Below are 25,556 nucleotides of genomic sequence, written 5' to 3'. Positions count from 1 at the left end.
CACCTTTCTGAAATTCTGTTCTTTTCTATGCCTTTATTATAGTCAACCCCCGATGGTCTTTTCCATCGATTCGGCTTACAATCCATCCGCAAACCTTACGATTTTGAAAGGTAGAGAATCCCGCTTATTCCACATCCAGTTCCCTGCGCCCCAGGTCCAGTGTCACCTTTGTTCCTTTATCCGGTTGGGAGGAAATCTGAATCCCGTGGTTTAATTTGTCCATCACTTTCTTGCAGAGATAAAGGCCGATTCCGGTGGACTTTTTGTCCTTTCTGCCGTTATATCCGGTATAGCCCTTCTCCATGATTCTCGGAAGATCCTCGCTGGAAATCCCGATTCCGGTATCTTCAATCACCAGATGGTCACCGTCCTTCATATAGATGGAAATCTTTCCTTTTTTCGTATACTTCAGCGCATTGGAAAGGATCTGCTCTACCACAAAGGAGAGCCATTTTTCATCTGTCAGCACCGTCTCCTTGATTTCACCCAGTTCCAGCGAGAGCTTTTGCAGGATAAACAGTCTGGAGTACTTCTTGACGGCCTGACGCACCACTTTCCCAAGATCGCAGTTTGTCAATACCATATCTTTGGATATGTCACCGATTCTCAGGTAGGACAACACCATCTCCACATACTGTTCCGTCTTAAACAGCTCCATCTGCAGAGAATCATAGAGTTTCCGGTCAATCTTTTCTTCTTCACTCTCCCGGCCGGACTGCAGAAGAATCCGCATGGCGGCGATCGGAGTCTTAATCTGATGCGCCCACATGCCGTAGTAATCCATCATATCATTATATTTGAGTCCATCCTCGTACAGAACCTCTTCCTTTTCATGTGCCATCTTCTCAATCAGCTGCCGGTAAAGAGCATCCATCGCTCCAGGTGATGTATAAAATGTTCCGGAACAGGTATCCATCGTCTCGATCCGGCGCTTCAGTTCTTTCCACCGGCCTGCATATTTCGTCACATCCACCAGAAAACAGAGAAATGCTCCGGCCAGAGTAAACTCTGCTATATAAAAGACCTTTTCCATCGGAATATCATATAAATATCCGATCAGAAACAATGCCGCGTAAAAAAACAGAAAAACCGCCCAGGCCAGCATCCTGTCTTTCAAATATCCTTTCACCATGGTTCTCTCACTCCTTTATCATGTAACCGATTCCTTTTTTGGTCAGAATGATATCCGGCAGGCCGGCCTTATCCAGCTTTTTCCTCAGCCTTGTCATATTGACTGTCAGCGTATTGTCATCGATAAAGCTGTCGTCCTCCCAGAGTTTCGTGATAATGTCCTCCCGGGAGACAATTTTCCCCGCACGTTCCATCAGGCACTGTAAAATTTTATATTCATTTTTCGTAAGATCAATCCGCGCACCTTCATACAGAACCGAAGCGTCACTCATGTTCAGAATCAGGCCTTTATGCTCAATCACATTGATATTTCCCTGAAAAGAATAACTCCTCCGCAGCAGTGCCTGAACTTTTGCCGTCAGAACATTCAGGTCGAACGGCTTTTCTACAAAATCATCTCCGCCCATATTCATGGCCATGACGATATTCATATTGTCAGACGCCGATGACAGGAAGATGATCGGCACTTTGGAAAATTCCCGGATTCTCTGGCACCAGTGGAACCCGTTGAAAAACGGCAGCATGATGTCCAGAAGAATAAGGTGCGGCGAACAGGCCGCCGTCTCTTCCAGAATATTCTTGAAATCCTCCACATATTTCACCTCATATCCCCACCGGGTCAGATGGGATGCCAGGGTTTCTGCAATGGTCATATCATCTTCGATAATCAGAATTTTGTACATAACGCTTCCCTCCTGCTGTCAAATTACCAAGCGCTATGATCCGGATGGACCATAGCGCTTCTCTTTTATGTTCTGTCTTCAATTATACTACTGAACTTTTGCGATATCAATCAAAGTCAGTTCTTTGATATTGGTATTTTCAAGGCTTGTCACCAGTGCTCCTGCCGTATCCATCGCAGTCAGTACAGTCACACCTGTTTCGATGGCATTTCTGCGGATCGTAAATCCATCTCTTGCATGATCTGCTCCCTGCGGAGGAGTATCGATGACAAGGTCAATCTCATGTCCCAGGATCAGATCCAGAAGGTTCGGTGATGCCTGCTCGATCTTGTTGACAGAAATTGCTTTTACCCCTGCTTCTTTGAGGGCTTCCGCTGTTCCGGCTGTTGCAAAGATCCGGTATCCGAGAGCCTCGAATCTGCGTCCGATCTCTACCGCTTCCGGCTTGTCCTCATCCCGCACGGTCATAATCATATTCTTATATTTCGGAAGTTTGATACCTGCTCCAAGGAAGGCTTTGTATAATGCCTCGTTAAAGGTCTTCGCAATTCCAAGACATTCTCCGGTGGACTTCATTTCCGGTCCAAGGCTGATGTCTGCCCCGCGGATTTTCTCAAAAGAGAATACCGGCATCTTGATTGCGATGTATTCCGCCTCTTTCTGCAGTCCCGGAGTATATCCCATCTCACGGATCTTATGTCCGATAATAACTTTTGTTGCAAGCGGAACGATCGGGATGCCTGTCACCTTGCTGATATACGGAACGGTACGGCTGGATCTTGGATTCACCTCGATGACGTACACTTCTTCCCCGCAAACAATGAACTGAATGTTAATCATACCGATGACATTCAAAGCTCTGGCAAGTCTTCTTGTGTACTCTTCGATCTTCCGCTTTGTTACTGCTGAAATGCTCTGGGCCGGGTAAACGGAGATACTGTCTCCGGAGTGAATACCGGCTCTTTCGATATGCTCCATAATACCCGGAATCAGGATATCTTCTCCGTCGCACACCGCGTCAACCTCGATCTCTTTTCCCATCAGGTACTTGTCTACCAGAATCGGATGCTCCTGTGCGATCCGGTTGATGATTCCGATAAACTCGTCGATATCATGGTCGTTGATGGCAATCTGCATGCCCTGGCCGCCAAGAACGTAGGACGGTCTTACAAGAACCGGATAACCTAGTTCGTTTGCAACCTTTTTCGCTTCCTCTGCTGTAAAGACCGTTCCACCTGTCGGGCGCGGAATCTTACATTTTGCAAGGATTTCGTCAAAGAGTTCTCTGTCTTCCGCTGCATCTACATTTTCTGCCGAAGTACCGAAGATCGGAACTCCCATCTTCATCAGTGCCTCGGTCAGCTTGATGGCTGTCTGTCCTCCGAACTGCACAACAGCGCCGTCCGGTTTCTCAATATCTACGATGCTTTCCACATCTTCCGGTGTCAACGGCTCGAAATAAAGCTTGTCTGCGATGTCAAAGTCAGTGCTGACTGTCTCCGGGTTATTATTGACGATGATTGTCTCATAGCCTTCTTTTTTGAATGCCCAGGTACAATGTACGGAGCAGAAATCGAATTCGATTCCCTGACCGATGCGGATCGGGCCGGAGCCAAGGACAAGAACTTTCTTCTTTCCACTTGTTTTTTCTACTTCATTTTCACTGCCGAATACAGAATAATAGTACGGTGTGCTTGCAGCGAACTCTGCCGCACAGGTATCTACCATCTTGTATGCCGCACGGATTCCGTTGTCCACGCGCATCTGATGGATCTCTCCCTCGGTCTTACCGGTCAGAGATGCAATGACATGATCCGGAAATTCGATCCGTTTTGCTTCTTTTAAGAGTTCCGGTGTCAGCGGTCCGTCTTTCAGGGCTTTCTCCATCCCTACAATGATGGCGAATTTATCAATAAACCATTTGTCAATTTTTGTAATGCTGTAAAGGACATCGTAGGAAACGCCTCTTCTCAGGGCCTCTGCAATCATCCAGATCCGTCTGTCATCTACAATATGAAGCTTTTCCATCAGTTCCTCATCAGACAGATCCGAGAAATCATAGGACATCAGGCTGTCTACATGCTGTTCCAGAGAACGGATTGCTTTCATCAGCGCGCCTTCGAAATTGTCACAGATACTCATGACTTCCCCGGTCGCTTTCATCTGTGTAGTCAGTGTTCTCTGGGCACTGATAAATTTATCAAACGGCAGACGCGGGATCTTGACAACACAGTAATCCAGCATCGGCTCAAAACTTGCATAAGTCTTTCCGGTAATGGCGTTTTTGATTTCGTCCAGAGTATAGCCAAGTGCGATCTTTGCCGCCACTTTTGCAATCGGGTATCCTGTCGCCTTGGATGCAAGTGCAGAAGAGCGGCTCACACGCGGATTGACCTCAATAACACAGTATTCAAACGTATCCGGGTGAAGAGCATACTGCACATTACACCCTCCGGTAATGTTCAGCTCGCTGATAATATTCAAAGCAGAAGTTCTCAGCATCTGATACTCTTTATCCCCCAGCGTCTGAGACGGTGCCACAACAATACTGTCTCCGGTATGAACACCGACCGGGTCGATGTTTTCCATATTACATACGGTAATGCAATTTCCATTTCCATCCCGCATCACTTCATATTCAATCTCTTTCCATCCTGCGATGCAGCGCTCTACAAGTACCTGACCCACACGGGAAAGACGAAGTCCGTTTTCCAGGATCTCCACCATTTCCTCCCGGTCATGGGCAATACCACCGCCGCTTCCGCCAAGGGTATAAGCCGGACGCAGAACGACCGGATAACCGATCTCCTCTGCAAATGCCACGCCGTCCGGTACGTTTTCCACGACAAGGGATGCCGCCACCGGCTCTCCGATCTTTTCCATTGTGGCCTTGAATTCCAGACGGTCCTCCGCCTTTTTGATTGTTTCGGATGTCGTTCCGATCAGACGCACATTGTTTTCTTTTAAAAATCCTGCCTCATCCAGCTCCATGGCAAGATTCAGTCCGGCCTGGCCTCCCAGTGTCGGAAGAATACTGTCCGGCTTTTCTTTGCGGATCAGTTCTTCTACTACTTCTACCGTCAGAGGCTCGATGTAAACCCTGTCTGCAATATCCTTATCTGTCATGATGGTGGCCGGGTTTGAGTTAAGAAGTACAACTTCGATTCCCTCCTCTTTCAGGGAACGGCAGGCCTGTGTTCCTGCATAGTCAAATTCAGCTGCCTGGCCGATGACAATCGGCCCGGATCCGATTACTAATACTTTTTTAATATCCTGATTTCTTGGCATTATCTGTCCCCTCCCATCATTTCCATAAACCGGTCAAAAAGATATCCGGAGTCCTGCGGTCCAGGACATGCTTCCGGATGGAACTGTACGGTAAAGATCTTCTTTCCGGTGTATTCCATTCCTTCATTGGTTCCGTCATTGACATTGACAAACGCCGGCTTTGCGATTTCCTGACTCAAGGTTGCGTCATCAACGACATAACCATGATTCTGTGAGGAAATGTAAACACGGTTTGTGCTCAGGTCTTTCACCGGATGGTTTCCGCCGCGGTGTCCATATTTCAGCTTGTGGGTATCTCCCCCATTTGCAAGTGCCATCAACTGATGCCCAAGGCAGATCGCGAAAATCGGCACATCACTTTCATAAAACTTTCTGACTTCTTCGATAATATCGGTACATGTCTTCGGGTCTCCAGGACCGTTGGAAAGCATGATCCCGTCCGGGTTTGCCGCCAGTACTTCCTCCGCCTTTGTATGAGCCGGATACACGGTAACCTCACAGCCCCTCTGATTCAGGGACCTGGCAATGTTGTTCTTTGCGCCGTAGTCCATCAGCGCAACCTTGTAGCCGTCTCCCGGAAGCACATAAGACTCTTTACATGTTACTTTGGAAACAACGTCTCCAACCTCATATGCCGCAATCTTCGGAAGTACCTCTTCCAGATTATAGGCAGCATTGGTTGTAATCATACCGTTCATGGTTCCCTTTTCTCTCAGGATCTTCGTAAGAGCACGGGTATCAATGCCTGCGATGCCCGGAATATCCTGCTTTTCCAGAAATTCCTGTATCGTTCCTTCGCACCGGAAATTGCTCGGCATTCTGGAGAGTTCTCTCACAATATAGCCGTCCGGCCACGCTTTTTTCGACTCCATGTCAGGAGTAATTCCATAATTTCCAATTAACGGGTAAGTCATGACAACTGCCTGTCCGGCATAAGAAGGATCCGTAAGGACCTCAAGATAACCTGTCATAGAGGTGTTAAAGACAATTTCACTGATCATCTCTCTCTTCGAGCCGATGCTTGTTCCTTCAAAGACGGTTCCGTCTTCCAAAATCAGAAATGCTTTCATAGCTTCACCTTATCCCTTCGTAGTTTCTATATGTTTGTTTGCGCAAAAAGAAAGGCGCATGAGTGTCTTTTCGATACTCGAGCGCCCTCCTTCTCAAATTGTAAAGATTTTACCATATCTCTTTTTGTTTTTCAACGCTTTTCCGGAATTTTCTTCCTTTTTATTCATACTGCCAGTAAACGGTGATCTTACACAGAACCGGATCGTCCTGATAGGAATACCGGGCACTTGAAAGGCCGTTCTGCTGTGCCAGAATCGATGCCGCATCCCGTATCAGCCCGTTCATAAGCCTGTCTCTGGACTCTTCGTAAGCTGACTGCCCTGAAAACTTGAAGACAGAAACCGGCTCTTTGGAAGAAATCTCCTCATTCAGTTGTTTTTGCATCCGGTCCTGGTCAAAACGCTGGTAATAGCATCCCTCTCTTACATAGTAATTATCGTTCACAGCAGTACAGGACGGAAATGTAACATCTGCATCCAGTTCGTGCGTCCGGAATAGTTCCTGTTCACTGCAGCAAAGATAATCGTACTGAATCTGCTGTTCTTCCGGAATCGACCCGCCGTCGGTTTGAAGGAAGACCGGATCGCCCCAGGTGGTGTCCACGTAATAATAGTTCCCGTCACACCGGACCAGATTCCATGCGTGCGGCTGTCCTCTGGTTGTCCCTGTGACATATGTGCAGAATACTCCAAGCCGTTCCAGAAGATACTGGGTCTCCCGCGCATAACCGGCGCAAACAGACTCCTTATTGACAAGCGCGCTGTAGAGATTCTGACTGTCACTTGCATTTTCCACATAGTCAACCGAACGGATAACATATTCATAGACATACCGGATTCTGTCATATTCCGGATCGCTCTGTGATACATCCGCCGCACCAAGAATGGCCTCTGCCTCCGCTTCAATCTGTGCCTGCATCTGTTCCTTCTGTTCCCCCTCGTAGGTATACTCCGGGCAAAACTCAGAATATCCTCCTCCCGGAATCTGATAAGCTGTCGTCTCCGCCGCACCGCTACACCAAAAAATATCCGGGAAATCATTCAGAACAAATTCATAAATCTGGTTGACCCGCTTTGCATCTGTCATCTCCACGTTGATCGTTTCCGAATTATTCCGGACACCCTGAAGAACGGCCTGATACACCTGCTGTTCTTCTTCACTTAACGTACTGTAATAAAATTTCTCCGCTACTTCTTCGGCCGGAATTTCGACTTCCTGAAATACCGGCTGTTCTGCTGAAGAAGCAGTCCTCTCTTTAACCGTTGACACAGACCCGCGGAACAAACCGGCAAGTCCTGCCGCAACTGCCAGAATCAATATGACGCACAGAACAACGCATCCTTTTAAGAATCTGTTTTCTCTTTTTCTCATGCTTTTCTCCGTAATCATCCTTTACTGTCTATTATAGAGAAATTCCTGCCCGATACGCAACCCTATTTATGCTTTTATACAAGTTCCGCAATTCTGGAAACGCCCACATAGACCTCCGAAATTTTATACCAGGTCCGGTAATCCACTTTCCCCGTCTGCGGAAGCCCGAACACTTCCTGAAACTTACGGACTGACGCTTCCGTCCTTGGACCGTAAATTCCGTCCGCATCCACTTTCGGAATCGCCGGATAGGCTCCCGCAATCACATTCAGCTGTTCCTGCATCTGCAGAACTTTGCTGCCGGAAGACCCATTTTCCAATGTGTAACCCGGCCACGATGACGGAATCCCGGAAATCTCCTGGGCGGTATTGATATACATGTCACTTCCGTAAAAATAACGCAGGATCTGGATTGCACTGTATCCCTGATCCGCCAGATCTTTGGAACCCCACTGGGTCATCCACCCCGGACAGGTCACCTGTTTTCCGTCGCAATACTGAGTCAGGATCGGCTGGCGTACGTTCGGTCTGGAAAGATAGGACGCAAACAGATCATCCACAACTACGGAAATCGTGTCGTAAATATTCCGTTGCGGAATCCACTTATGGTCAAAGGCAGTGGAGGAGGAAATCGTAAATTCAAAGCCCTGATTTCTGTACCATTCTGTGTAAACCCTGTTCAATGTAAAGGACATAATTGCAAGGACATTCGCCTTGATCGCTTCCTCCGGCCATGTCGCATATATTTCGCTGGACGCCACATTTTTAATATAATCCTTGTATCTGTCATAGTAATTCAATGCCGTAGAATCCCGCGGTGACCCATCATGTACAACAATGTACTCCGGCACTACAACACGGCTCAAAACAATCTCTCCTGATTCGTCCATCGGCTTGATTTCAGCTTCCGGAATTTTGGGAGGATAATTTCCAAACAGCGTATGTGCCGGAATCACATAGACCTCCTGACCTTCCTCACGTTCCAGAGGAAGCATCCGGATATTCTGAAGCGCAGTTACCCCCGAGAGAATCTCTGTTCCCGCGATCTGAATCGGTTCAAATCCTGGCGCTGTTACTTCCAGTGTATATTCCGAGTAAGGCTGTTCCTCCTGACGCTCATCCAGACTGTACTCTACCGGAGGGGCCGGCAACTCCAGCGTCTCCGTTTGTCCGGAAGAATCTGTGGAGACAGTCTCAATCGTCTGATCCGGCACCCCGGTATAGGTGATACGAATACTTGCGTCCTCCACCGGGAAGGATGTAGCCTCCGATGTGATCTGTATTTTCAGCTTCCCTTTATCAATATTGTTTTCCTGCATTCCGTAAATTTCGTTCATGCCCACCTCAAAGCATTTCTTCTCTTCAAGATATGAAGGCACTTCCGAAAACATGCCTTGAAGAGAACAAAGAGTTCCGCCCGCGGAACTCTCGCGCCGAGCGCGGTCTCTGCAGCGACAAATTTCTGCTTCGTGCGAGTGTGCATCCCGCGGAGCGTTTTTATTTAACAGGGAACGAGGTTTCCTGTTAAACAGGAAAAGGCACCGCACATCCGTGCGGCACCTTCTGTAATTCAGAGAAAAATTCTCTGTATATCATTGAACATTACAAAAACCATCAACAAAAGCAGGCAAACCATTCCGACCATATGAACATAGCCTTCTTTCTCCGGCGGCACCCGTTTCCCGCGGATCACTTCTATGATCAGGAATACAAGCCGCCCACCGTCCAGTGCCGGAATCGGAAGCAGGTTCATGACACCCAGGTTGGCAGAAAGCAGAATCATAAGATTCAGCATGTTAAGAAATACAAGCGATGCTCCGCCGCTTCTGCTCTGATTGTAGGTATCCTGCACCACATCGACAATTCCTACCGGACCGGACATGCTGTCCATTCCGATCTGTCCCGTAACGAGCATCTTCAGGCTTTCGATTGTGGATGTGATCCAGTATTCAACCACGTAGAAACTGTATTTTATCGTTTCAAAAAAGCCGGTCTTTACATATCCGCCACCAGAATACCCATACCGGTACATTCCGCTTTCTTCATCCCACTGCGGCGTTAAATGAACCGTTGTCTCCACGCCGTCCCGCTCATAAGTCAGATCAATCTCCTCATTTTGGTGAAACTGATTATAAGTCGTTGCATCCCGAAACAGATGGATACTGCGTCCGTTGATTTCTTTGATAACATCCCCGGCCTGCAGTCCTGCCTCAGCCGCCGAATAATTCTCTTCCACCGAAGCTACAATCGGTTTGTCCACGCCGATCCACGCTGTAATAATGATGGCTCCGATCAGAGCCAGAATAAAATTGAATCCTGCCCCTGCTACGATGACACTGATCCGTCTCCACGGGGATTTCTGGTTGAAATTCCCGACGCTCTCCCCGTCCTCAGTTTCGTCCTCGCCCATGGCACAGAATCCGCCAAGCGGCAGAATTCGGATGGAATACTGCGTTTCTTTTCTCTGAAATCCTACGATTTTCGGCCCCATTCCGATAGAAAACTCCTGCACCTCAATCCCGTTTAGTTTGGCCAGAAGAAAATGTCCAAACTCATGGATAAAAATGATAAATCCAAAAATGATAATTGCAAGAATAATTCCCAAACTGTCTGCTACCTCCTGCTGCGAATTCTTTCATATGTTTCCTGTTCAGTCATAAGAATCTGTTCTAAGGAAGGATTCTCAATCTTCTTATGAGCCTTCATACAGTCCTCTATAATCTCCACGATTTCCAGATATGTGATCTGTCCGTCTAAGAACATGCTGACAGCCAGCTCGTTGGCTGCATTCAGCACGGTCGGCATGCTGCCTCCCTCTCTTCCTGCCTCATAGGCAAGTGCCAGCCCGTAAAAAGTATCCAGATCCGGCTTTTCAAAGTCCAGATGGGAAAGGCTCCAGAAATCCAGGCGGTCGCCCGGAAGATATCTTCGTTCCGGATAATATAGCGCGTACTGGATCGGAAGCTTCATGTCCGGTGTTCCAAGCTGTGCAATCACAGAGCCATCCTCGTACTCCACCATGGAATGGATCACCGACTGCGGCTGGACCACAACCTGAATCTCATCTACGGATACATCAAACAGCCATTTGGCTTCGATTACTTCCAGGCCTTTATTGATCATGGTGGAAGAGTCAATCGTGATCTTTCTTCCCATGGACCAGTTCGGATGCTTCAGCGCATCTTCCACCTTGACATTCAGCAGATCTTCCTGCTTTTTCCCGCGGAATGGTCCGCCGGACGCCGTCAAAAGAATCTTCTGTATTTTATTTCCGGCATTTCCCTGCAGGGATTGAAAAATCGCGCTGTGCTCACTGTCCACCGGAAGGATACGGATTGCCTTTTCCCTGGCAAGCGGAATAATCAGATGTCCCGCTGTAACAAGGGTCTCCTTATTTGCAAGTGCAATATCTTTTCCAGCTTCAATGGCGGCAATCGTCGGCCGGATACCAATCATCCCTACAACCGCCGTCACAACAATCTCCGCTTCAGGAATACAGGCCGCCTCAATCAGGCCATCCATTCCTGTGACAATTTTTACAGTTTTATCCTTAAGGCGCTCTTTTAAGTCCGCCGCACGTTCTTTTTGATAGACACAGACAACTTTCGGATGAAACTCACGAACCTGCTTTTCCAAAAGCTCTGTATTGGATCCTGCCGCCAGAGAGACGACCTCAATGTCCCCGTTCTCTCGCACCACGTCAAGCGTCTGGGTGCCGATCGAACCGGTGGATCCTAATATGGCAATTTTTTTCATGTTTCTTCTCCTGACTACTTATTAAATAAAAAAGATACTCAGATAATAAATGATCGGTGCCGTAAAGATCACGCTGTCGAACCGGTCCAGAATTCCTCCGTGTCCCGGAATCAGTTTCCCGTAATCCTTGATATTATGATTTCTTTTGATTGCAGATGCGGCCAGATCACCTACCATGGAAATCAGTCCGCCCGCTCCACAGATCAAAGCATACAGTGCCGGCGACGCATCCGCGTCTGCGAAATGGCTCACCGCCGCAGCATAAAGCGCGCCCAGAAGCGCCGCTCCCACTACTCCGCCGACCGCTCCTTCCACCGATTTTTTGGGACTGAGCTTTGGAGACATTTTGTGCTTTCCAATCAGCATTCCGACACAGTAAGCACAGGTATCGCATCCCCAGGAGCAAAGAAATACGAGCCATACCAGATACGCTCCCTCCTCCGGTATCATTCTTGTCCGGTAAACATATGACAGCATCACCGCCACGTAAAAAACACCAAAAAAGATGAGCATCATCTCTTCCGACACATACTTTGGATACGAAAATACATATACTGCCATCAGAACAATCAAAAATACAATAACAAGCAGGGCAAGCCCCTGTCCGTCAATATACTGCAGGATCCTGTTTTCTCCCGGGCCTTTGACCTCAAGCCGGATCAACAGATAATATGCCGCTGCTGCTGCATAGCCGACAATTCCAGGAAGAGACGCCTGCAGCCGTCTTACTTTATACAGTTCGCTCATTCCAATCAGACTGATTAGAAGAAGCAGCACAAACAGGATATCATTTCCTGGAATAATCGTGGCAAGCGCAATAGCCACGAGCAGTATCCCGCTTAACAGTCTTGTCTTAAACATCTGCTTCTTCCTCCTTCACTTTCCCGTATCTCCGGTCTCTATTATTATATTGCAAAATTGCTTTTTCTAATTCCTCTTTCGTAAAATCAGGCCAGAGAACATCGGTAAAATAAAATTCTGTGTAGGCCATCTGCCATAGAAGATAGTTCGAAAGGCGCAGTTCCCCGCTTGTACGGATCAAAAGATCCGGGTCCGGAATTCCGTATGTATCCAGATAAGACTCAAAGAGCGGTCCATCGATCTGCTCAGGCAGCACTTTCCCCTCTTTCACATCTTCTGCCATCTTCCGCATGGCACGCAGCATTTCGTCACGGCTTCCATAATTGATTGCAATCTGGAAATTCAATCCGTCATTTTTATCCGACGCCTTCTCAAGCTCTTCGATTCTGTTGCGGATGTCATCATCCAGTCCGCTTTTATCTCCAATCACCCGTACCCGCATCCGGTTTTTCCCCGCAGTCTTCAGACAGGTTTTCATATAATTGCGCAAAAGCTTCATCAATGCATTGACTTCATCCGCAGGACGGTTCCAGTTCTCTGTGGAAAAGGCGTAAACCGTCAGGTATTTGATTCCCATTTTGTAGGCGGCCTCACAGATTCTTTCTACATTTTTACTTCCCTGTGCATGGCCGTAGTTACGAGGCATATTTTTCTTCTTCGCCCATCTTCCGTTTCCATCCAGAATGATAGCGACATGCTGAGGTATCTTCATAACACTTCCTCCTTGATAAATATAGAGCAAGGAGGCCATTCCCTCCTTGCTCCGCTTTTCCCGCCGGTTTTCCTTATACGGTCATGACTTCTTTTGTCTTTACCTCTACTGCCTTATCGACTTCTTTGATATATTTATCCGTCACTTTCTGAAGTTCATCTTCCATATCTTTGATTGCGTCTTCTGAAACTTCTGTGCCTTTTAACTTCTTGAAGGCATCATTTCCGTCTCTTCTGATATTTCTGATGGCAACCTTTGCCTGTTCACCTTTTTTCTTCACGTCCTTGGCAAGCTCTTTACGACGGTCTTCCGTCAGTTCCGGGAACACAAGACGGATTACCTGTCCATCGTTTGTCGGATTGATTCCGATATCAGATGTCTGGATCGCTTTTGTGATCTCCTTTAACATGCTTTTCTCCCACGGCTGAATCTGAATCATCCGGGCTTCCGGAACAGAAACATTTGCCACCTGCTGGATCGGAGTCGGTACTCCATAATAATCCACCGTAAGTCTGTCCAGAATATGCGGGTTAGCTCTTCCGGCACGGATTGCCGCAAGATCGCTGTCCAGACTCTTCATTGTTTTCTGCATTTTTTCTTCGTATACCTTTAATTGTTCATGCATAGATAGTTCCTCCTGTGATCTTTCTTAAACAGTCACTTTCGTTCCTGTAAAGTTCCCGCTCATGGTATTGACAATGCTGTTCTCCTCGCTCAGCCCGAATACCAGCATCGGCATTTTGTGCTCCAGGCACATGATGGATGCAGTCAGATCGACCGCCATCAGCTTCTTATCGATAATTTCCTGAATGGAAATCTCATCGTACTTCTTCGCTTCCGGATTGACTTTCGGATCGCTGTCGTAGATTCCGTCGATCGCTTTTGCAAGCAGCATCGCATCTGCCTCAATCTCGATCGCTCTTAATACCGCACCGGTATCTGTGGAGAAATACGGATGTCCGGTTCCTCCCGCAAAGAAAATGACCTTTCCCTTATTGAGTGCCTCTACCGCCGCATCTTTTGAGAAAAGGGTTGTAAAAGCGCCGCATACGAATGGTGTGAATACCTCTGTATCCATGCCTGCGAAACGGAAAATATCGGAAACATAGATACAGTTCATTACTGTGGCAAGCATACCGATCTGGTCCGCTTTGACACGGTCAATCGTTTCACTCGTACGGCCTCTCCAGAAGTTCCCTCCTCCAGTTACAATAGCTACCTGAATTCCCTGATCGACAAGCTCTTTGACCTGATGAGCTACTCCAAGGCAGGTTGCCTCGTCGAATCCTGTCTTTTTATCACCTGCAAGAGCTTCTCCGCTCAGTTTTAGCAATACTCTTTTCATGGTTATGAACTCCTTCTCTCCGGCCTCTCGGGGCCGGCTCGTATTCTATCCTTATTATATATAGATCGCCACCCGGTGTCAATTTGCATTTTTCCAGCCGGGTCAAACTATCCGGAAATTCCGCTTCCTACTCTTCCGTCAGCGCGGCAAAAGAAGTATCCGCAAAAAACGTATCCGCACTGTAGAGATACAGCACTTCATTGATGGATTCTGTCTCCATCAGTTCCGATAAGTCCCCATAATAGTATCTCGGATCGACAACGACAATCTCCCGGTAATACGGTGCAAGAAACGGCAGAAAACAATTCGCATAGGAATCTTTCAGAACTAAAAGCCGCTTATTCTCCGTAGTCGGTGTCTTGATCTTTAACAGCCCGTGATTGCCGCCGAAAAAGACCTCATACGCATTTCTCTGATCCAGCTTATCGGTGTTATAGAAGCTTCCGGTTTTTTTCTGATCATCTGTATACTCGACAATCGAAGACACCTGCTCCTGTGTCGTATTTTCATTCTTTTTGGGAATGAAGACGTCGATTTCCTCTTTCACACCGGTCCGGCATCCGCTTTTTGCGGAAAGCGTACCCTGAAACTGATCTGTCACAGGCATTTTCTCATATGTTACAGCTGAAGTGTCAAGCCCTGCCACCTCCGCAAACTGCTGGAAAGCAAGATAAGCCGCAGAAGTTGTCCAGTGATGGTCCGTCTTATAAAACAGCTGCTGATTCGTGTTCTTACGGAAGGTGTCCCTCAGATCGATTGTCGTCAGCCCCTTTCCGGTCAGTGTCTGATAAGCCTGATCAATACTGGAATCCTGATCCGCTGTCAAAGCCAGCGCCGGTAGCTTGTCCTCCAGAATCTCCGATGCTGTCGGTACAATCATTGCGTAATGCGTGATATCTTTATACTTCTCTTTCCAGGCCGCCATGGCCCCCAGCGTATTATTTACCGTAGTCTGGTCCGGCTTTTCAAACTTTTCGATCAGATAACCGTCTTTCCCGATGTAGACTCCGTTTTCCTCTACTTTGCCAAGGAGGCGGTCAAACCCGGTCTTTAACTGGATCCAGGAATCCCGGAACACAAACTGATCGTTAAAATACTCCTGATACTGCTTTGCATAATTTCCGCTGCCGACCGCCTCTGCAGTCAGTTCCGGCTTCTGCGCAAGCTCCCTGTTCTCCGTCTCCGAGACTTTCTTCGTTCCGGAAAACAGATTCACAATGGAAAGGACCAGAATCAGGATCGCAAACATAAATCCCACGAAATACGATGCCGGTAATTTCTCTTTTTCCAAATCTGACACCTCCCCTTAAAACTGCATATAGAGAAACGGCTGATAAGAATTAAATACCAGTCCGCCGATACTGAGTAAAAACATGACAAGATACACAAGCACTGTGGCAATCGTATAGCGCTCAATAAACCGCTCGGAAAGCTTCTTCAGAACCGGTCTTGCGGCCAGTACGCACAGTGCGAACAGAAGAATTCCTGTTTTTAAGTAATATCCGGCTGTCACATCGATCAATGAAGATGCTCCAAATCCAAGGAGGGAGGCAAACATTCCTGCCGCCGCATCCCAGGATGTGTTCATGAAAATCAGCCACCCAAACATGACAAGCAGCATCGTATAAGTATTGGCTGCCCATCCCGGAAGCCTGGAGACCAGATTCTTCCACACATATTTTTCACCAATCAGAATCACGGCATAATAAAGCCCCCACACCGGAAAGTTCCAGGTTGCCCCGTGCCAGATTCCGGTCAGACACCAGACAATCACAATGTTCCTCAGATGGCAGAGAACGGAGACACGGTTTCCGCCAAGCGGAATGTACACATAATCACGGAACCATCCGCTCAGGGACATATGCCATCTTCTCCAGAATTCTGTCACACTCTTTGCGATATACGGGTAATCAAAGTTTTCCTTAAATTCAAATCCAAGCATGTTTCCGACTCCGATGGCCATGTCAGAATAACCCGAGAAGTCAAAGAAAATCTGCATCGTGTAGGCAAACAGATAAATCCAGGCCGTCACCATGGACATGGAGGATCCGGAGTCCTGAATCTGGGTAATCATCATGGATAACTGATCTGCCAGAAGGACTTTTTTCGCAAGACCGAGGATGAAGCGTCTCGCACCCTCTCCAAGCCTTGACATATATACGTTGTGGGCATAGAGATCTTCTTTGATATCTGCATAGCGGACAATCGGTCCGGCAGACATGCAGGCAAACAATGACGCATATGCCATAAATGTAATCGGATCCCGTTCCGGTTCACATTTCTTTTTATACACATCAATCACATAGGAAAGATTTTTAAATGTATAAAAGGACAGACCGATCGGCAGCGTCAGTGCTGATGTAGAGAAGCCGGTTCCGAGCAATTCATTGACTGCGCCGCTTAAAAATCCGTAATATTTAAAGAATCCCAGAATAAATACATCCATCACAATGACAAAAACAAGGGATGGAACCGCACTGCGGCTGCGTTTCTGTTTTCTGCCGATATCGATCGCCAGCATATAATGCATCACCGCACTGAACAGCATTAATACAACATAAACCGGCTCGCCCCATGCGTAGAAAAAAATACTGGCCAGGGCAAGCACGAGATTTTTCCATTTTCCCGGCACCACATAAAACAGAATCAGGACAACCGGAAGAAATGCAAATATAAAATTCAGACTGTTTAAAAGCATGTCATTTCCCTCCACTGACTATTTTATCGCACTTTCAAAAGCAGATTTCCAGTCATCCGCCTGATCGCCCGCCATGTAAATTACATAGATTCCCTCCGACTGCGCATATGCCTTTTTCAGCTGCGCAGTCTGGGTGACTCCGTATCCCTCGAAGCTCTCGATCTGGCTGTCCAGACGATTGTTTACTGCTTCCTCAAACCGTCCGGCGTCCTGAGCATTCTTTGTCTTCAGTACAAGAAGCTCATCAACTGCCATCGGCGACTCCGCCTTATAGTAGAAGTATCCCTCACAGTCCTTGCTTTCTATTCCATAATATCTGCGCAGATCCTTATCTTTCATCTCTTCGATCCCGTCAAGAAGCTTTTCACTTTCAAACTCTTTCCTGATTCCTTCCACAGAGACATCCTTTGCATACCCCTGCATGCAGAGCATTCCCAGATACACCGCCAGAAATGCCGCAAAGCATACTTTGACAATGATCCCGCTCAGATCCTTTCTCCTTTTCTTTTTCATGATCAAAGTCCCGCCTTTTCTACAATATAAGATAACCACTGTTCGTAGTATTCCTTTTTCATGTGGATTCCGTCCTGCTCATACAGGCCGCTGTCTGCCTCCACAATGAAACTGCTGTCGATGTACAGGTATCCCTCATCATCGCACATCTTCTCGATGGCCTCATTGTACTGAGGACGTTTCTCACGTCCGGCTTTCTCCTTGACTTTCTCCTCCGTCATCGGAAGAATGGAATTTACACAGATCATCGTGTCCGGAAGCGCATCTTTTATCTTCTGAATCTCAGACTGGTACTTTTCGATGAACCCGTCAATATCGGAATTATACATCTGAAGATCATTGCATCCAAACTCCATGATGACTGTGGACGGCTTCATGGAAATCACTTTCTGAACCAGCTCATCGATCTCATTGACTGAGGCACCCCTCTTATAGATGACAGATCCCTCGTCCAGAAGTCCGTACACATCCAGCGCCTCCGAAAAAGAATCCCCTACTACAACGACGCCGCTGAATGCTTTCTTGATCGTCGCATTATCAAGCTCTACGACTCCATATTCATTCCGCTTGGACGTGTCAATCTCTGTCTTTTCATTGGCTCCTTCCAGATTCTCCCACTGCTTTTCCGTCTCGGATATATCCGCCTGCTCCATCTGTTCCAGCTGCTTACGGTTTTTCTCATACTGATTCGGGCGGCTCTCTTTTATCTGAACACAGACGACAATCCCGACCACAACAGCGATAACGCAACAAACTGCGATCAGGATTCTTCGTCTTAGAATTTTTTCTCTTGCACTTTTCATGAATTTATCCCCTTAGTACTATCATTTAGCTATTATTACTATTATAAGTTGTTTCTCCCTCTTACGCAACATACGGATCCGGTCCCTTCTGGAAATAAGTCTCCAGAACTGCCAGATTCTGATCCGAATGTTCAATCTCTCTGGCATACCGCCAGGCTGTCTCCCATATCTCTTCCTTTTTCATGCTTTTCCCCTGCCGGATCCATCTCGCCATACTGAGTTCATGAATCATGACAGTACTGTAAACAGCAAGACAGATCTTGGTATCGATACTGTCATCATAGACCGCCCCGCAAAAATAGGTGTAGATAAAAAACATCATCAGATTTTCACTGTACTGCTCCCATTTTCCCGGTCCAAATTTCTCACGGATCTTCTCGTAGGCCTCCTGTCCATTCTCATACAGGATTTCAAAAGCCTCGTGAATCTCCTTTTTCCAGTCTTCGCAGAGAAACTCCATTTCAAAAAGTTCTCTCAGGAAAGCGGACTTTGCTTCAAATCCGAGAGGCTCTCCCCCGCACGCTTCCTGCCGGATCTGCTCCAGCTCCTCCTCGATTCCGAAAAGTCCTCCCTCTTCCAGCGCTTTCTGGCAGACCTTTCCTGCCGTCAGGCAACGCTTCATCCGGACCTCTGCCGCCTCTTCGCGGTTTTGTATCATCCTGAACAGGATTTCCCTTATCTCATTTAAACTGGAATATAATAAGAAATCAAAAGATTCGTCCGGCTCCGGCTCGCTCTCCCCGGTCTCCTCCGTCAGAAAGGTAAGCGGCTCCTCACACTCAAGAATCATCCTCGCCGCCTCGGGACAGGAAAGGGACAATGACCACTCTCTGACATCCTCATACTCCTCCACATGTCTCGGATACATCCTGCAGGTACTGCAAAGATACTCCTCGCCAAGCTCCTCGTATAGATCACAGAGATTCTTCTCATTCAGACAGCTGCATCTCCCGTCAAACTGCAGGAATGCTCCCTCTTCCCAGTCAATGGATGTCATAAGCCGGTTTCCGAAACCACCTTCTACCCGGCTGTATTTCAAAAGAGACTCCTCATCGATCATGATCTGCCATCCGGCACAACAGGTGTCCGGGCAGCGATCTGCAATACATTGAAATTGATCATAGAAATGCGGCTTTACATACAGCATACGTTTCCCCTCTTCGCGACTTACTTCGACATCTTCTTATCTTAACGGATTTTACCTGTAATGTAAAGAACTCAGAAACAAATTCTCTCAGAAAATATGAATCTGAAAAAGGGGTGAAAAGAACCGGGTGCGACAACTGTCACACCCGGCAGATTTCTTTGCCTTCTTATACCTGCGGTCCTGCAGAAACAAGTGCTTTTCCTGCTTCGTTTCCTTCGTATTTCTGGAAGTTCTTGATGAATCTTTGAGCAAGATCCTTTGCTTTTGTCTCCCACTCGGAAACGTCAGCGTATGTATCACGAGGATCCAGAATATTTGTATCAACACCCGGAAGTTCTGTCGGCACTTCGATATTGAAGTACGGAATCTTCTTTGTTGGCGCATTTAAGATATCACCGCTTAAGATTGCATCGATGATACCGCGGGTATCTTTGATGGAGATACGCTTTCCTGTTCCATTCCATCCGGTATTAACAAGGTAAGCTTTTGCTCCGCTCTGTTCCATTCTCTTAACAAGCTCTTCCGCATATTTTGTCGGATGCAGCTCCAGGAATGCCTGTCCAAAGCATGCGGAGAATGTAGGTGTCGGCTCTGTGATACCACGTTCTGTACCTGCAAGCTTTGCAGTAAATCCTGACAGGAAGTAGTACTGTGTCTGTTCCGGTGTCAGAATGGAAACCGGAGGAAGTACTCCAAACGCGTCTGCGGAAAGGAAGATAACTTCCTTTGCAGCCGGTGCTGCGGAAACCGGACGTACGATCTTTTCAATGTGGTCGATCGGGTAAGATACACGTGTATTTTCTGTTACGCTCTTATCCGCAAAATCGATCTTTCCGTCTGCATCCAGAGTTACGTTCTCAAGAAGAGCGTTTCTCTTGATTGCATTGTAGATATCCGGCTCAGATTCTTTATCCAGATTAATGACCTTCGCATAGCATCCACCTTCGAAGTTGAAGATACCATTGTCATCCCATCCGTGCTCATCATCACCGATCAGAAGACGTTTCGGATCTGTGGAAAGTGTCGTCTTACCTGTTCCGGAAAGTCCGAAGAAGATAGCTGTGTTCTCTCCGTTCATATCCGTATTTGCGGAACAGTGCATGGAAGCGATGCCTTTTAACGGAAGGTAGTAGTTCATCATGGAGAACATACCTTTCTTCATTTCTCCGCCGTACCATGTATTTACGATAACCTGTTCACGGCTTGTGATATTGAACATAACTGCTGTTTCAGAATTCAGTCCAAGCTCTTTATAATTTTCTACTTTTGCCTTGGACGCATTATATACGATGAAGTCAGGCTCGAAATTTTCAAGCTCCTCTTTCGTAGGCTGGATGAACATATTTGTAACAAAGTGTGCCTGCCATGCTACTTCCATGATAAAACGGATTGCCATCCGTGTATCCTTGTTTGCACCGCAGAATGCATCTACAACGTAAAGCTTCTTGCCGGAAAGTTCGTCAAGCGCAATCTTCTTTACTGTTTCCCATGCTTCCTGTGTAGCAGGATGGTTGTCATTTTTGTATTCATCAGAGGTCCACCATACTGTATCTTTGGAATTCTCATCAACTACGATGAACTTGTCTTTTGGAGAACGCCCTGTGTATTCACCAGTCATGACATTGACAGCACCCAGTTCACTTACCTGTCCCTTTTCAAAACCTTCCAGACCCGGTTTGGTTTCTTCTTCGAATAATAATTCATAAGAAGGGTTATGTACAATTTCCGTCGTGCCTGTGATGCCGTATTTGCTTAAATTCATTTCTGCCATCTCACATCAAACCTCTTTTCTTTCATTATTTTACAGAAAGTAAAGCCTCTTTACTCCCTTTTACCATTATACATGATAAGTCAATGAAATCAACCAAAAAGTTTTCTTATTTAACGCAGGAAAGCGCATTTTATCGATCTGCACAGAAATTCAGACAATTTTGATTTATTATTTAGTCATTTTTTTAACAAAGTATCACTGCTTCCTGTACCGCTTTTTTGTGCGCCTTTTCCTGTCCAGCACTCTGTCGATTTCCTATCTGATTCTTCCGCTCTCCATGATCTGAGCAAGGAGCGCTTCACACCCTTCCCTCACATCCCGGTAAGTCGCATCAAAATTGCCCGTGTACCATGGGTCGGCAATGTCCTCCCCTGCCCGGCCGGTAAAATCCAGAAGCCGGCATACCTTGCCCTCCGGATCGCCATTTCCGATGATCCGGTTGATATTACGGATATTCCACGAATCCATACCGATCAGGTAGTCAAACTCCTCGTACTCCTCCCGTCTCATCTGGCGGGCGCGGTGGTCTCCACATGGGATACCGACTTCACGAAGCTTCCTCTGGGTGCCCGGATGAACCGGATTGCCGATCTCCTCTCTGCTGGTGGCAGCGGAATCAATGTAAAACTGGTCCGAAAGTCCCGCCTCGGATACCAGGTATTTCATAACGTATTCAGACATTGTGCTACGACAGATATTGCCGTGGCACACAAACAGTATTTTTATCATTTTTTTGAAACTCCTTTTTTATCTTTTAAATGCAACGATTTGCCATACTTATGCAACCAAATGTAACGATTTGCCACTTCGGCATTTTTCCCTTGAATCCGGTACTTCGAGGCATTTTCAAGCATTTTGACAACCGTTTTACAACAAATTTGTTGTAAAATTGTTGTAAAACAGCCCTTTTTTTACAACTTTGCCACCGGGGTTACCAGACCCTTTTCTGCCTTTGTACCGACTCTTCTTCACCACCAAATAACTTCTGGAACTCTTCCTGTGCATCCTCTCCGGTAAAATGAGTATAGGTATTCATAGTTACCGAAATATCCGAATGTCCCATAATGTACTGCAAAGTTTTCGGATTCATTCCGCTCTTAGCCATCTTGGAACAGAAGGTGTGTCTGCACACATGAGCTGTGATATTGGGAAGCTGCAGTTTGTAGATCCCATTATACTTCTTCACCACATGATTGAAGTAGTGCTGCCAGTGCATGGCAACCATAGGCTGATCATTTTTATCCAGATAGAGAAATCCCGCCTTCCCGTCAATAATAGGTTCCACCTTCAGGTACTTTCTGTTATCCATAATGTTCCGAAAAGCTTCCATCACTTCCGGAGACATAGGCACATCTCTCACACCTGCAGATGTCTTCGGTGGTTCGAAGGTGGTGATCATATTACTGTAGCGAACCAGCTGGCCGGTAACATGAATACACTTTTTATTAAAGTCGATATCACTCATAGTCAGGCCACAGAACTCGGAAATTCGAAGCCCTGTATTGAACAGAATAAAGAATCCTTCATAGTACTTGCTGAAATGCTTATCATTTTTTACAAATTCCAGAAACGCTTTTTCCTGCTTTCTTGTAATAGCATCTCTTGTTGTACTGTTATTTACAACTACAGTGTGTAGCTCAAAAGAAAATGGATTTTTGGCAAGCAGATCATCCTCCACTGCCATCTGAAAAGCTGGCCTCAACACACCTCGAATGGTATGAATGGAACTGTAGCCCCTTCCGTCTTCCTGCTGAAGCTTGATCAGCCAGACCTTGGCATCCGAGATCTTCACCTTATCGATTCGAAGCTTCCCAAAGGATTCCTTTGCCAGAATACGGAGAACTGTTTTGTATCCCTGTCTGGTGCTCTCTCGAACACCAATTTTCATTGAAACATACTTCTCTACCAGTTCATAAACGGTCAGATCTCCTCCAAAAGCCTTGATTCCTGCATTAATCTTTGCCTGGAGCTCCGCTTCCAGTTCTCTTAATGCCGGTTTTCTGATTCCTCCTGGTGGTACTTTATCTGTTTTTTCTAAACGGTTGCTGTATAAATATCTGTGTTTTCCGCTGAAGTCCTTATATTTAAAGACATAACGGCCATCAATTCTTTGACTCTCTCCAGTACGCAAAATACGGCCTTTCTTATCTCGTCTTTTTTCGATCATAACGCTCCTTTCCAGAGAGTCCCGACACAGATATTATACCATATCGGGGCTCTCAATTCTACAACATGGTGTCATTTCTAACCGACACTTCATGGCAGATTTAGATCATCTCTGCCCTGTCGATAAACTGTTCAAATCTTTTTCGCTTAATCATGATCCTTTTTCCGTTCATCAACAGAAAATCTGCATCCGGATAATCTTCCAGGATCTGACGGAACTTTTTATCCCCAATATGAAAATAGGCACATGCTTCACTCACTGTTAACGTATATTTCTCCCAAAACGGGATATTCTTTTCCTGCATCATCCATACCTCCCATAAATAAATGACCGGCTTTTCCTGCTGTATCCACACTGCAGCAATAATAGGCACGGTATTGAAACAATTCTTCTTGGTTCCTCATCTATATCTGTGCTTATGAAAAAGCTTCCTCTTGCACCAGAAATCCTTAAAAAGCTTCAAAAAAACGACTTTTGAGTTTCTTCAGAATTCTTCTCTTTCTTCCAATGACCTGGTTTCTGGTTAGTCCATATTTTTCTGCCATCCGATTCAAAAACTTATTTTCTCCCTCAAAATATTCAAGAATAAATTCTCTGTCTTCGGGATCAAGCTCCGCCAATACTTCGTGAAGTTTTTCCAAATCCATCTGATGAATCAGATCCTCTTCAACATTTACAGACGGATCCGCGATCTCATAGGTTCCTTTCTCTCCATCTCTTCCATAAAGATCTTCCATATGCCATACTTCACAATTCAATTTGTTTCTGGTTACTTTTTCTCTGTACAGCTTCTGATACTGTGCATTAAACATTCTTCTGATTTCCGCTGTCTTCTCCTCAGATAATCCTGCCTGCTGGCATGCAATTTCATACTTATAAAGCATTCCTCGTCCTTTCCCAAGCATTTGCCGGGGAAAGGACTTTCTACTGTCCGTACGAAGCAATCGAGGTTGGAGCTGGCAGCAAAACAAGCATATTTATACACAAAGAAAAGCGCCGTCGAAATAAGTCGAATAAAAGGATATGGTTATCCCATTACTCAATGACTTGCTTCGTACGGCGCTTGGTAGTTTATCCGATCAATGACCGGCTCCGCTTGCTCGATTAAAAGTTCGTTTTATATGGTTCCTTATGAAATTTTATATTTACCGTTTCATGCGTCTGATTCCCTCATGAGAAATAGAATATCTCTTCTTGAGGCTTTCGTTTTCAGCTGATCTGAAATAACCGGACGATTATGTTCTGTGTGCCAGGCTCTTTTCACAGAAAGATACGGCACCTTTTCATCCAGAAACGCACAATCCCATTTAAGTCCCAGGATTTCTTCTCTCCTGAGTCCCGCATATAATCCAAGCATTACAAACACATAGGGCGGCAGGCCCTTGATCGCATCCAAAAGCATTTCCACCTGCTCATCTGTCAATGGTGGCTTCTCCTTCTCAGGAATACCTCCCCTGGAAGGGATTCTCTTCGTTGGATTCTCCCTTATTAAATGGTTGTCCTCTGCTGAATAGAAAATGCACTTCAACAGCATCACCACGGAATGATATACCGATTTAGATTTCTTTGAAACCGGCACCAGTGCCATCTTGATATCATCCTGCGTCACATCAGCCATGTACATATCGCCCAGCGGCTGAATGATAGAGTTTTTTACCTTTGACGTGTAATCTAACATTGTCGTATATCTGACATGGGCCGACTGCATGTACAGCCATTTTTCAGTATACTCCTTTACCGTTGGTGTCTTCTGCCTGAAGATTTTATCCTCAATCTGTCGCTTCGCTTCTTCTACCTTATCATAAAGCTCTTCCCTTGTTTTTCCGTAAAGAGCAACTCTCTTTCCATCCGCATCTCGAATTCTGGTTCTATAATAAATCACCCCATTATGCACTACTGTTCCGTATTTCGGAATCTGACGTCTTCTAGCCATTCTGTCCCTCCATTCTTCCCAGCACTGTAATTATTGTTTAACATGTGCCGGGAGTTCTATCCATGTTGTCGATTTCTATACTCTTCTCTTTCTGTAGGTTGGAGTATTATCCAGAGGTCTTGCACGATGAGTGCAGCGAGCAACGTATTCCTGTAATGCTCTCTCTGTAAAATACACACATCCATTCTCCACATACTGCACATAGGTAATATGAACACAGCTACGTGCCTGATCCAGTGCTGTAACACTGATTCCCAATATTTTTGCAGCCTCTTTTCGGCTAATTAATTTTCCACTCTATGTACC

23 protein-coding genes and 1 pseudogene are annotated in these 25,556 nt (G+C 46.3%); all 24 read right to left on the bottom strand.

Annotation, left to right across the window (positions count from 1 at the left end; all coding sequences use genetic code 11):
* Window positions 1–124: 124 nt before the first annotated feature.
* The 24 genes and pseudogenes from B5G11_RS04305 to B5G11_RS04190 all read right to left on the bottom strand — a co-directional run bounded on the left by B5G11_RS04305 (window position 125) and on the right by B5G11_RS04190 (window position 25,535).
* On the bottom strand, window positions 125–1,132 hold the full coding sequence (locus B5G11_RS04305) for a sensor histidine kinase (RefSeq protein ID WP_087167788.1): 1,008 nt from the start codon (window positions 1,130–1,132) through the stop codon (window positions 125–127).
* Window positions 1,133–1,139: 7 nt separating this feature from the next.
* A complete protein-coding gene (locus B5G11_RS04300; RefSeq protein WP_087167787.1) occupies window positions 1,140–1,814 on the bottom strand; it encodes a response regulator transcription factor in 675 nt (224 codons plus the stop codon).
* Window positions 1,815–1,901: 87 nt separating this feature from the next.
* On the bottom strand, window positions 1,902–5,102 hold the full coding sequence (carB, locus tag B5G11_RS04295) for a carbamoyl-phosphate synthase large subunit (RefSeq protein ID WP_087167786.1): 3,201 nt from the start codon (window positions 5,100–5,102) through the stop codon (window positions 1,902–1,904).
* A complete protein-coding gene (locus B5G11_RS04290) occupies window positions 5,102–6,172 on the bottom strand; it encodes a carbamoyl phosphate synthase small subunit (protein WP_087252306.1) in 1,071 nt (356 codons plus the stop codon). The genes carB and B5G11_RS04290 overlap by 1 nt, the downstream gene beginning before the upstream one ends.
* A 160-nt stretch (window positions 6,173–6,332) precedes the next feature.
* Window positions 6,333–7,544: a transglutaminase domain-containing protein gene (locus B5G11_RS04285; RefSeq protein ID WP_158099209.1), complete on the bottom strand. Its 1,212-nt coding sequence runs from the start codon at window positions 7,542–7,544 to the stop codon at window positions 6,333–6,335.
* 74 nt (window positions 7,545–7,618) lie between these two features.
* Window positions 7,619–8,881, bottom strand: a complete 1,263-nt coding sequence (locus B5G11_RS04280; protein WP_087252398.1) for a peptidoglycan-binding protein — start codon at window positions 8,879–8,881, stop codon at window positions 7,619–7,621.
* Between the two features lie 233 nt (window positions 8,882–9,114).
* Window positions 9,115–10,149: an RIP metalloprotease RseP gene (rseP, locus tag B5G11_RS04275; protein WP_087252304.1), complete on the bottom strand. Its 1,035-nt coding sequence runs from the start codon at window positions 10,147–10,149 to the stop codon at window positions 9,115–9,117.
* Window positions 10,150–10,157: 8 nt separating this feature from the next.
* Window positions 10,158–11,300, bottom strand: a complete 1,143-nt coding sequence (locus B5G11_RS04270; RefSeq protein ID WP_087252303.1) for a 1-deoxy-D-xylulose-5-phosphate reductoisomerase — start codon at window positions 11,298–11,300, stop codon at window positions 10,158–10,160.
* A gap of 21 nt (window positions 11,301–11,321) precedes the next feature.
* Window positions 11,322–12,161, bottom strand: a complete 840-nt coding sequence (locus B5G11_RS04265; protein WP_087167781.1) for a phosphatidate cytidylyltransferase — start codon at window positions 12,159–12,161, stop codon at window positions 11,322–11,324.
* Complete coding sequence (locus tag B5G11_RS04260; RefSeq protein WP_087252302.1) at window positions 12,154–12,873, bottom strand: isoprenyl transferase; 720 nt, start codon at window positions 12,871–12,873, stop codon at window positions 12,154–12,156. The genes B5G11_RS04265 and B5G11_RS04260 overlap by 8 nt, the downstream gene beginning before the upstream one ends.
* Before the next feature lie 73 nt (window positions 12,874–12,946).
* Window positions 12,947–13,498, bottom strand: a complete 552-nt coding sequence (frr, locus tag B5G11_RS04255; RefSeq protein WP_087252301.1) for a ribosome recycling factor — start codon at window positions 13,496–13,498, stop codon at window positions 12,947–12,949.
* A 24-nt stretch (window positions 13,499–13,522) separates the two neighbouring features.
* On the bottom strand, window positions 13,523–14,218 hold the full coding sequence (pyrH, locus tag B5G11_RS04250) for a UMP kinase (RefSeq protein WP_087167778.1): 696 nt from the start codon (window positions 14,216–14,218) through the stop codon (window positions 13,523–13,525).
* Between the two features lie 127 nt (window positions 14,219–14,345).
* On the bottom strand, window positions 14,346–15,509 hold the full coding sequence (locus B5G11_RS04245) for a DHHW family protein (RefSeq protein ID WP_242958927.1): 1,164 nt from the start codon (window positions 15,507–15,509) through the stop codon (window positions 14,346–14,348).
* A gap of 15 nt (window positions 15,510–15,524) precedes the next feature.
* Window positions 15,525–16,916 (bottom strand): MBOAT family O-acyltransferase, encoded by a 1,392-nt coding sequence (locus B5G11_RS04240; RefSeq protein ID WP_087252300.1) that lies wholly within the window; start codon window positions 16,914–16,916, stop codon window positions 15,525–15,527.
* An 18-nt stretch (window positions 16,917–16,934) separates the two neighbouring features.
* On the bottom strand, window positions 16,935–17,429 hold the full coding sequence (locus B5G11_RS04235) for a DUF4358 domain-containing protein (protein ID WP_087167776.1): 495 nt from the start codon (window positions 17,427–17,429) through the stop codon (window positions 16,935–16,937).
* Between the two features lie 2 nt (window positions 17,430–17,431).
* Entirely contained in the window at window positions 17,432–18,232 is an 801-nt protein-coding gene (locus B5G11_RS04230) for a GDSL-type esterase/lipase family protein (RefSeq protein WP_087167775.1), read from the bottom strand.
* 61 nt (window positions 18,233–18,293) lie between these two features.
* Window positions 18,294–19,379, bottom strand: a complete 1,086-nt coding sequence (gene fliB / locus B5G11_RS04225) for a flagellin lysine-N-methylase (RefSeq protein ID WP_087167774.1) — start codon at window positions 19,377–19,379, stop codon at window positions 18,294–18,296.
* A 166-nt stretch (window positions 19,380–19,545) separates the two neighbouring features.
* The gene (pckA, locus tag B5G11_RS04220) at window positions 19,546–21,150 is read right to left on the bottom strand and encodes a phosphoenolpyruvate carboxykinase (ATP) (RefSeq protein WP_087167773.1); all 1,605 of its coding nucleotides are present in this window, start codon (window positions 21,148–21,150) and stop codon (window positions 19,546–19,548) included.
* Between the two features lie 255 nt (window positions 21,151–21,405).
* Entirely contained in the window at window positions 21,406–21,879 is a 474-nt protein-coding gene (locus B5G11_RS04215) for a low molecular weight protein-tyrosine-phosphatase (protein WP_087252299.1), read from the bottom strand.
* A 202-nt stretch (window positions 21,880–22,081) separates the two neighbouring features.
* Complete coding sequence (locus B5G11_RS04210; RefSeq protein WP_087252298.1) at window positions 22,082–23,317, bottom strand: site-specific integrase; 1,236 nt, start codon at window positions 23,315–23,317, stop codon at window positions 22,082–22,084.
* 100 nt (window positions 23,318–23,417) lie between these two features.
* On the bottom strand, window positions 23,418–23,621 hold the full coding sequence (locus B5G11_RS04205; RefSeq protein WP_087252297.1) for an excisionase: 204 nt from the start codon (window positions 23,619–23,621) through the stop codon (window positions 23,418–23,420).
* A 145-nt stretch (window positions 23,622–23,766) separates the two neighbouring features.
* Window positions 23,767–24,201 (bottom strand): sigma-70 family RNA polymerase sigma factor, encoded by a 435-nt coding sequence (locus tag B5G11_RS04200; protein ID WP_087252296.1) that lies wholly within the window; start codon window positions 24,199–24,201, stop codon window positions 23,767–23,769.
* Between the two features lie 299 nt (window positions 24,202–24,500).
* Window positions 24,501–25,250: pseudogene (locus tag B5G11_RS04195) on the bottom strand (site-specific integrase); the annotation flags it as partial.
* Between the two features lie 75 nt (window positions 25,251–25,325).
* Complete coding sequence (locus tag B5G11_RS04190; RefSeq protein WP_087252295.1) at window positions 25,326–25,535, bottom strand: DNA-binding protein; 210 nt, start codon at window positions 25,533–25,535, stop codon at window positions 25,326–25,328.
* Between the last annotated feature and the right edge of the window lie 21 nt (window positions 25,536–25,556).

It is taken from the genome of Drancourtella sp. An57 (assembly GCF_002161525.1).
GTDB lineage: Bacteria > Bacillota > Clostridia > Lachnospirales > Lachnospiraceae > Sellimonas > Sellimonas catena.
Note: the sequence above shows the minus strand (reverse complement) of the source record. Positions and strands in the feature narration are given on the sequence as shown.

Bases quoted from the DNA above. Each gene is read 5' to 3' on its own strand.
- B5G11_RS04305 (WP_087167788.1), bottom strand. From the start codon at position 1,132: ATGGTGAAAGGATATTTGAAAGACAGGATGCTGGCCTGGGCGGTTTTT.
- B5G11_RS04300 (WP_087167787.1), bottom strand. From the start codon at position 1,814: ATGTACAAAATTCTGATTATCGAAGATGATATGACCATTGCAGAAACC.
- carB (WP_087167786.1), bottom strand. From the start codon at position 5,102: ATGCCAAGAAATCAGGATATTAAAAAAGTATTAGTAATCGGATCCGGG.
- B5G11_RS04290 (WP_087252306.1), bottom strand. From the start codon at position 6,172: ATGAAAGCATTTCTGATTTTGGAAGACGGAACCGTCTTTGAAGGAACA.
- B5G11_RS04285 (WP_158099209.1), bottom strand. From the start codon at position 7,544: ATGAGAAAAAGAGAAAACAGATTCTTAAAAGGATGCGTTGTTCTGTGC.
- B5G11_RS04280 (WP_087252398.1), bottom strand. From the start codon at position 8,881: ATGAACGAAATTTACGGAATGCAGGAAAACAATATTGATAAAGGGAAG.
- B5G11_RS04270 (WP_087252303.1), bottom strand. From the start codon at position 11,300: ATGAAAAAAATTGCCATATTAGGATCCACCGGTTCGATCGGCACCCAG.
- B5G11_RS04265 (WP_087167781.1), bottom strand. From the start codon at position 12,161: ATGTTTAAGACAAGACTGTTAAGCGGGATACTGCTCGTGGCTATTGCG.
- B5G11_RS04260 (WP_087252302.1), bottom strand. From the start codon at position 12,873: ATGAAGATACCTCAGCATGTCGCTATCATTCTGGATGGAAACGGAAGA.
- frr (WP_087252301.1), bottom strand. From the start codon at position 13,498: ATGCATGAACAATTAAAGGTATACGAAGAAAAAATGCAGAAAACAATG.
- pyrH (WP_087167778.1), bottom strand. From the start codon at position 14,218: ATGAAAAGAGTATTGCTAAAACTGAGCGGAGAAGCTCTTGCAGGTGAT.
- B5G11_RS04240 (WP_087252300.1), bottom strand. From the start codon at position 16,916: ATGCTTTTAAACAGTCTGAATTTTATATTTGCATTTCTTCCGGTTGTC.
- B5G11_RS04235 (WP_087167776.1), bottom strand. From the start codon at position 17,429: ATGAAAAAGAAAAGGAGAAAGGATCTGAGCGGGATCATTGTCAAAGTA.
- B5G11_RS04230 (WP_087167775.1), bottom strand. From the start codon at position 18,232: ATGAAAAGTGCAAGAGAAAAAATTCTAAGACGAAGAATCCTGATCGCA.
- fliB (WP_087167774.1), bottom strand. From the start codon at position 19,379: ATGCTGTATGTAAAGCCGCATTTCTATGATCAATTTCAATGTATTGCA.
- pckA (WP_087167773.1), bottom strand. From the start codon at position 21,150: ATGGCAGAAATGAATTTAAGCAAATACGGCATCACAGGCACGACGGAA.
- B5G11_RS04215 (WP_087252299.1), bottom strand. From the start codon at position 21,879: ATGATAAAAATACTGTTTGTGTGCCACGGCAATATCTGTCGTAGCACA.
- B5G11_RS04210 (WP_087252298.1), bottom strand. From the start codon at position 23,317: ATGATCGAAAAAAGACGAGATAAGAAAGGCCGTATTTTGCGTACTGGA.
- B5G11_RS04205 (WP_087252297.1), bottom strand. From the start codon at position 23,621: ATGCAGGAAAAGAATATCCCGTTTTGGGAGAAATATACGTTAACAGTG.
- B5G11_RS04200 (WP_087252296.1), bottom strand. From the start codon at position 24,201: ATGCTTTATAAGTATGAAATTGCATGCCAGCAGGCAGGATTATCTGAG.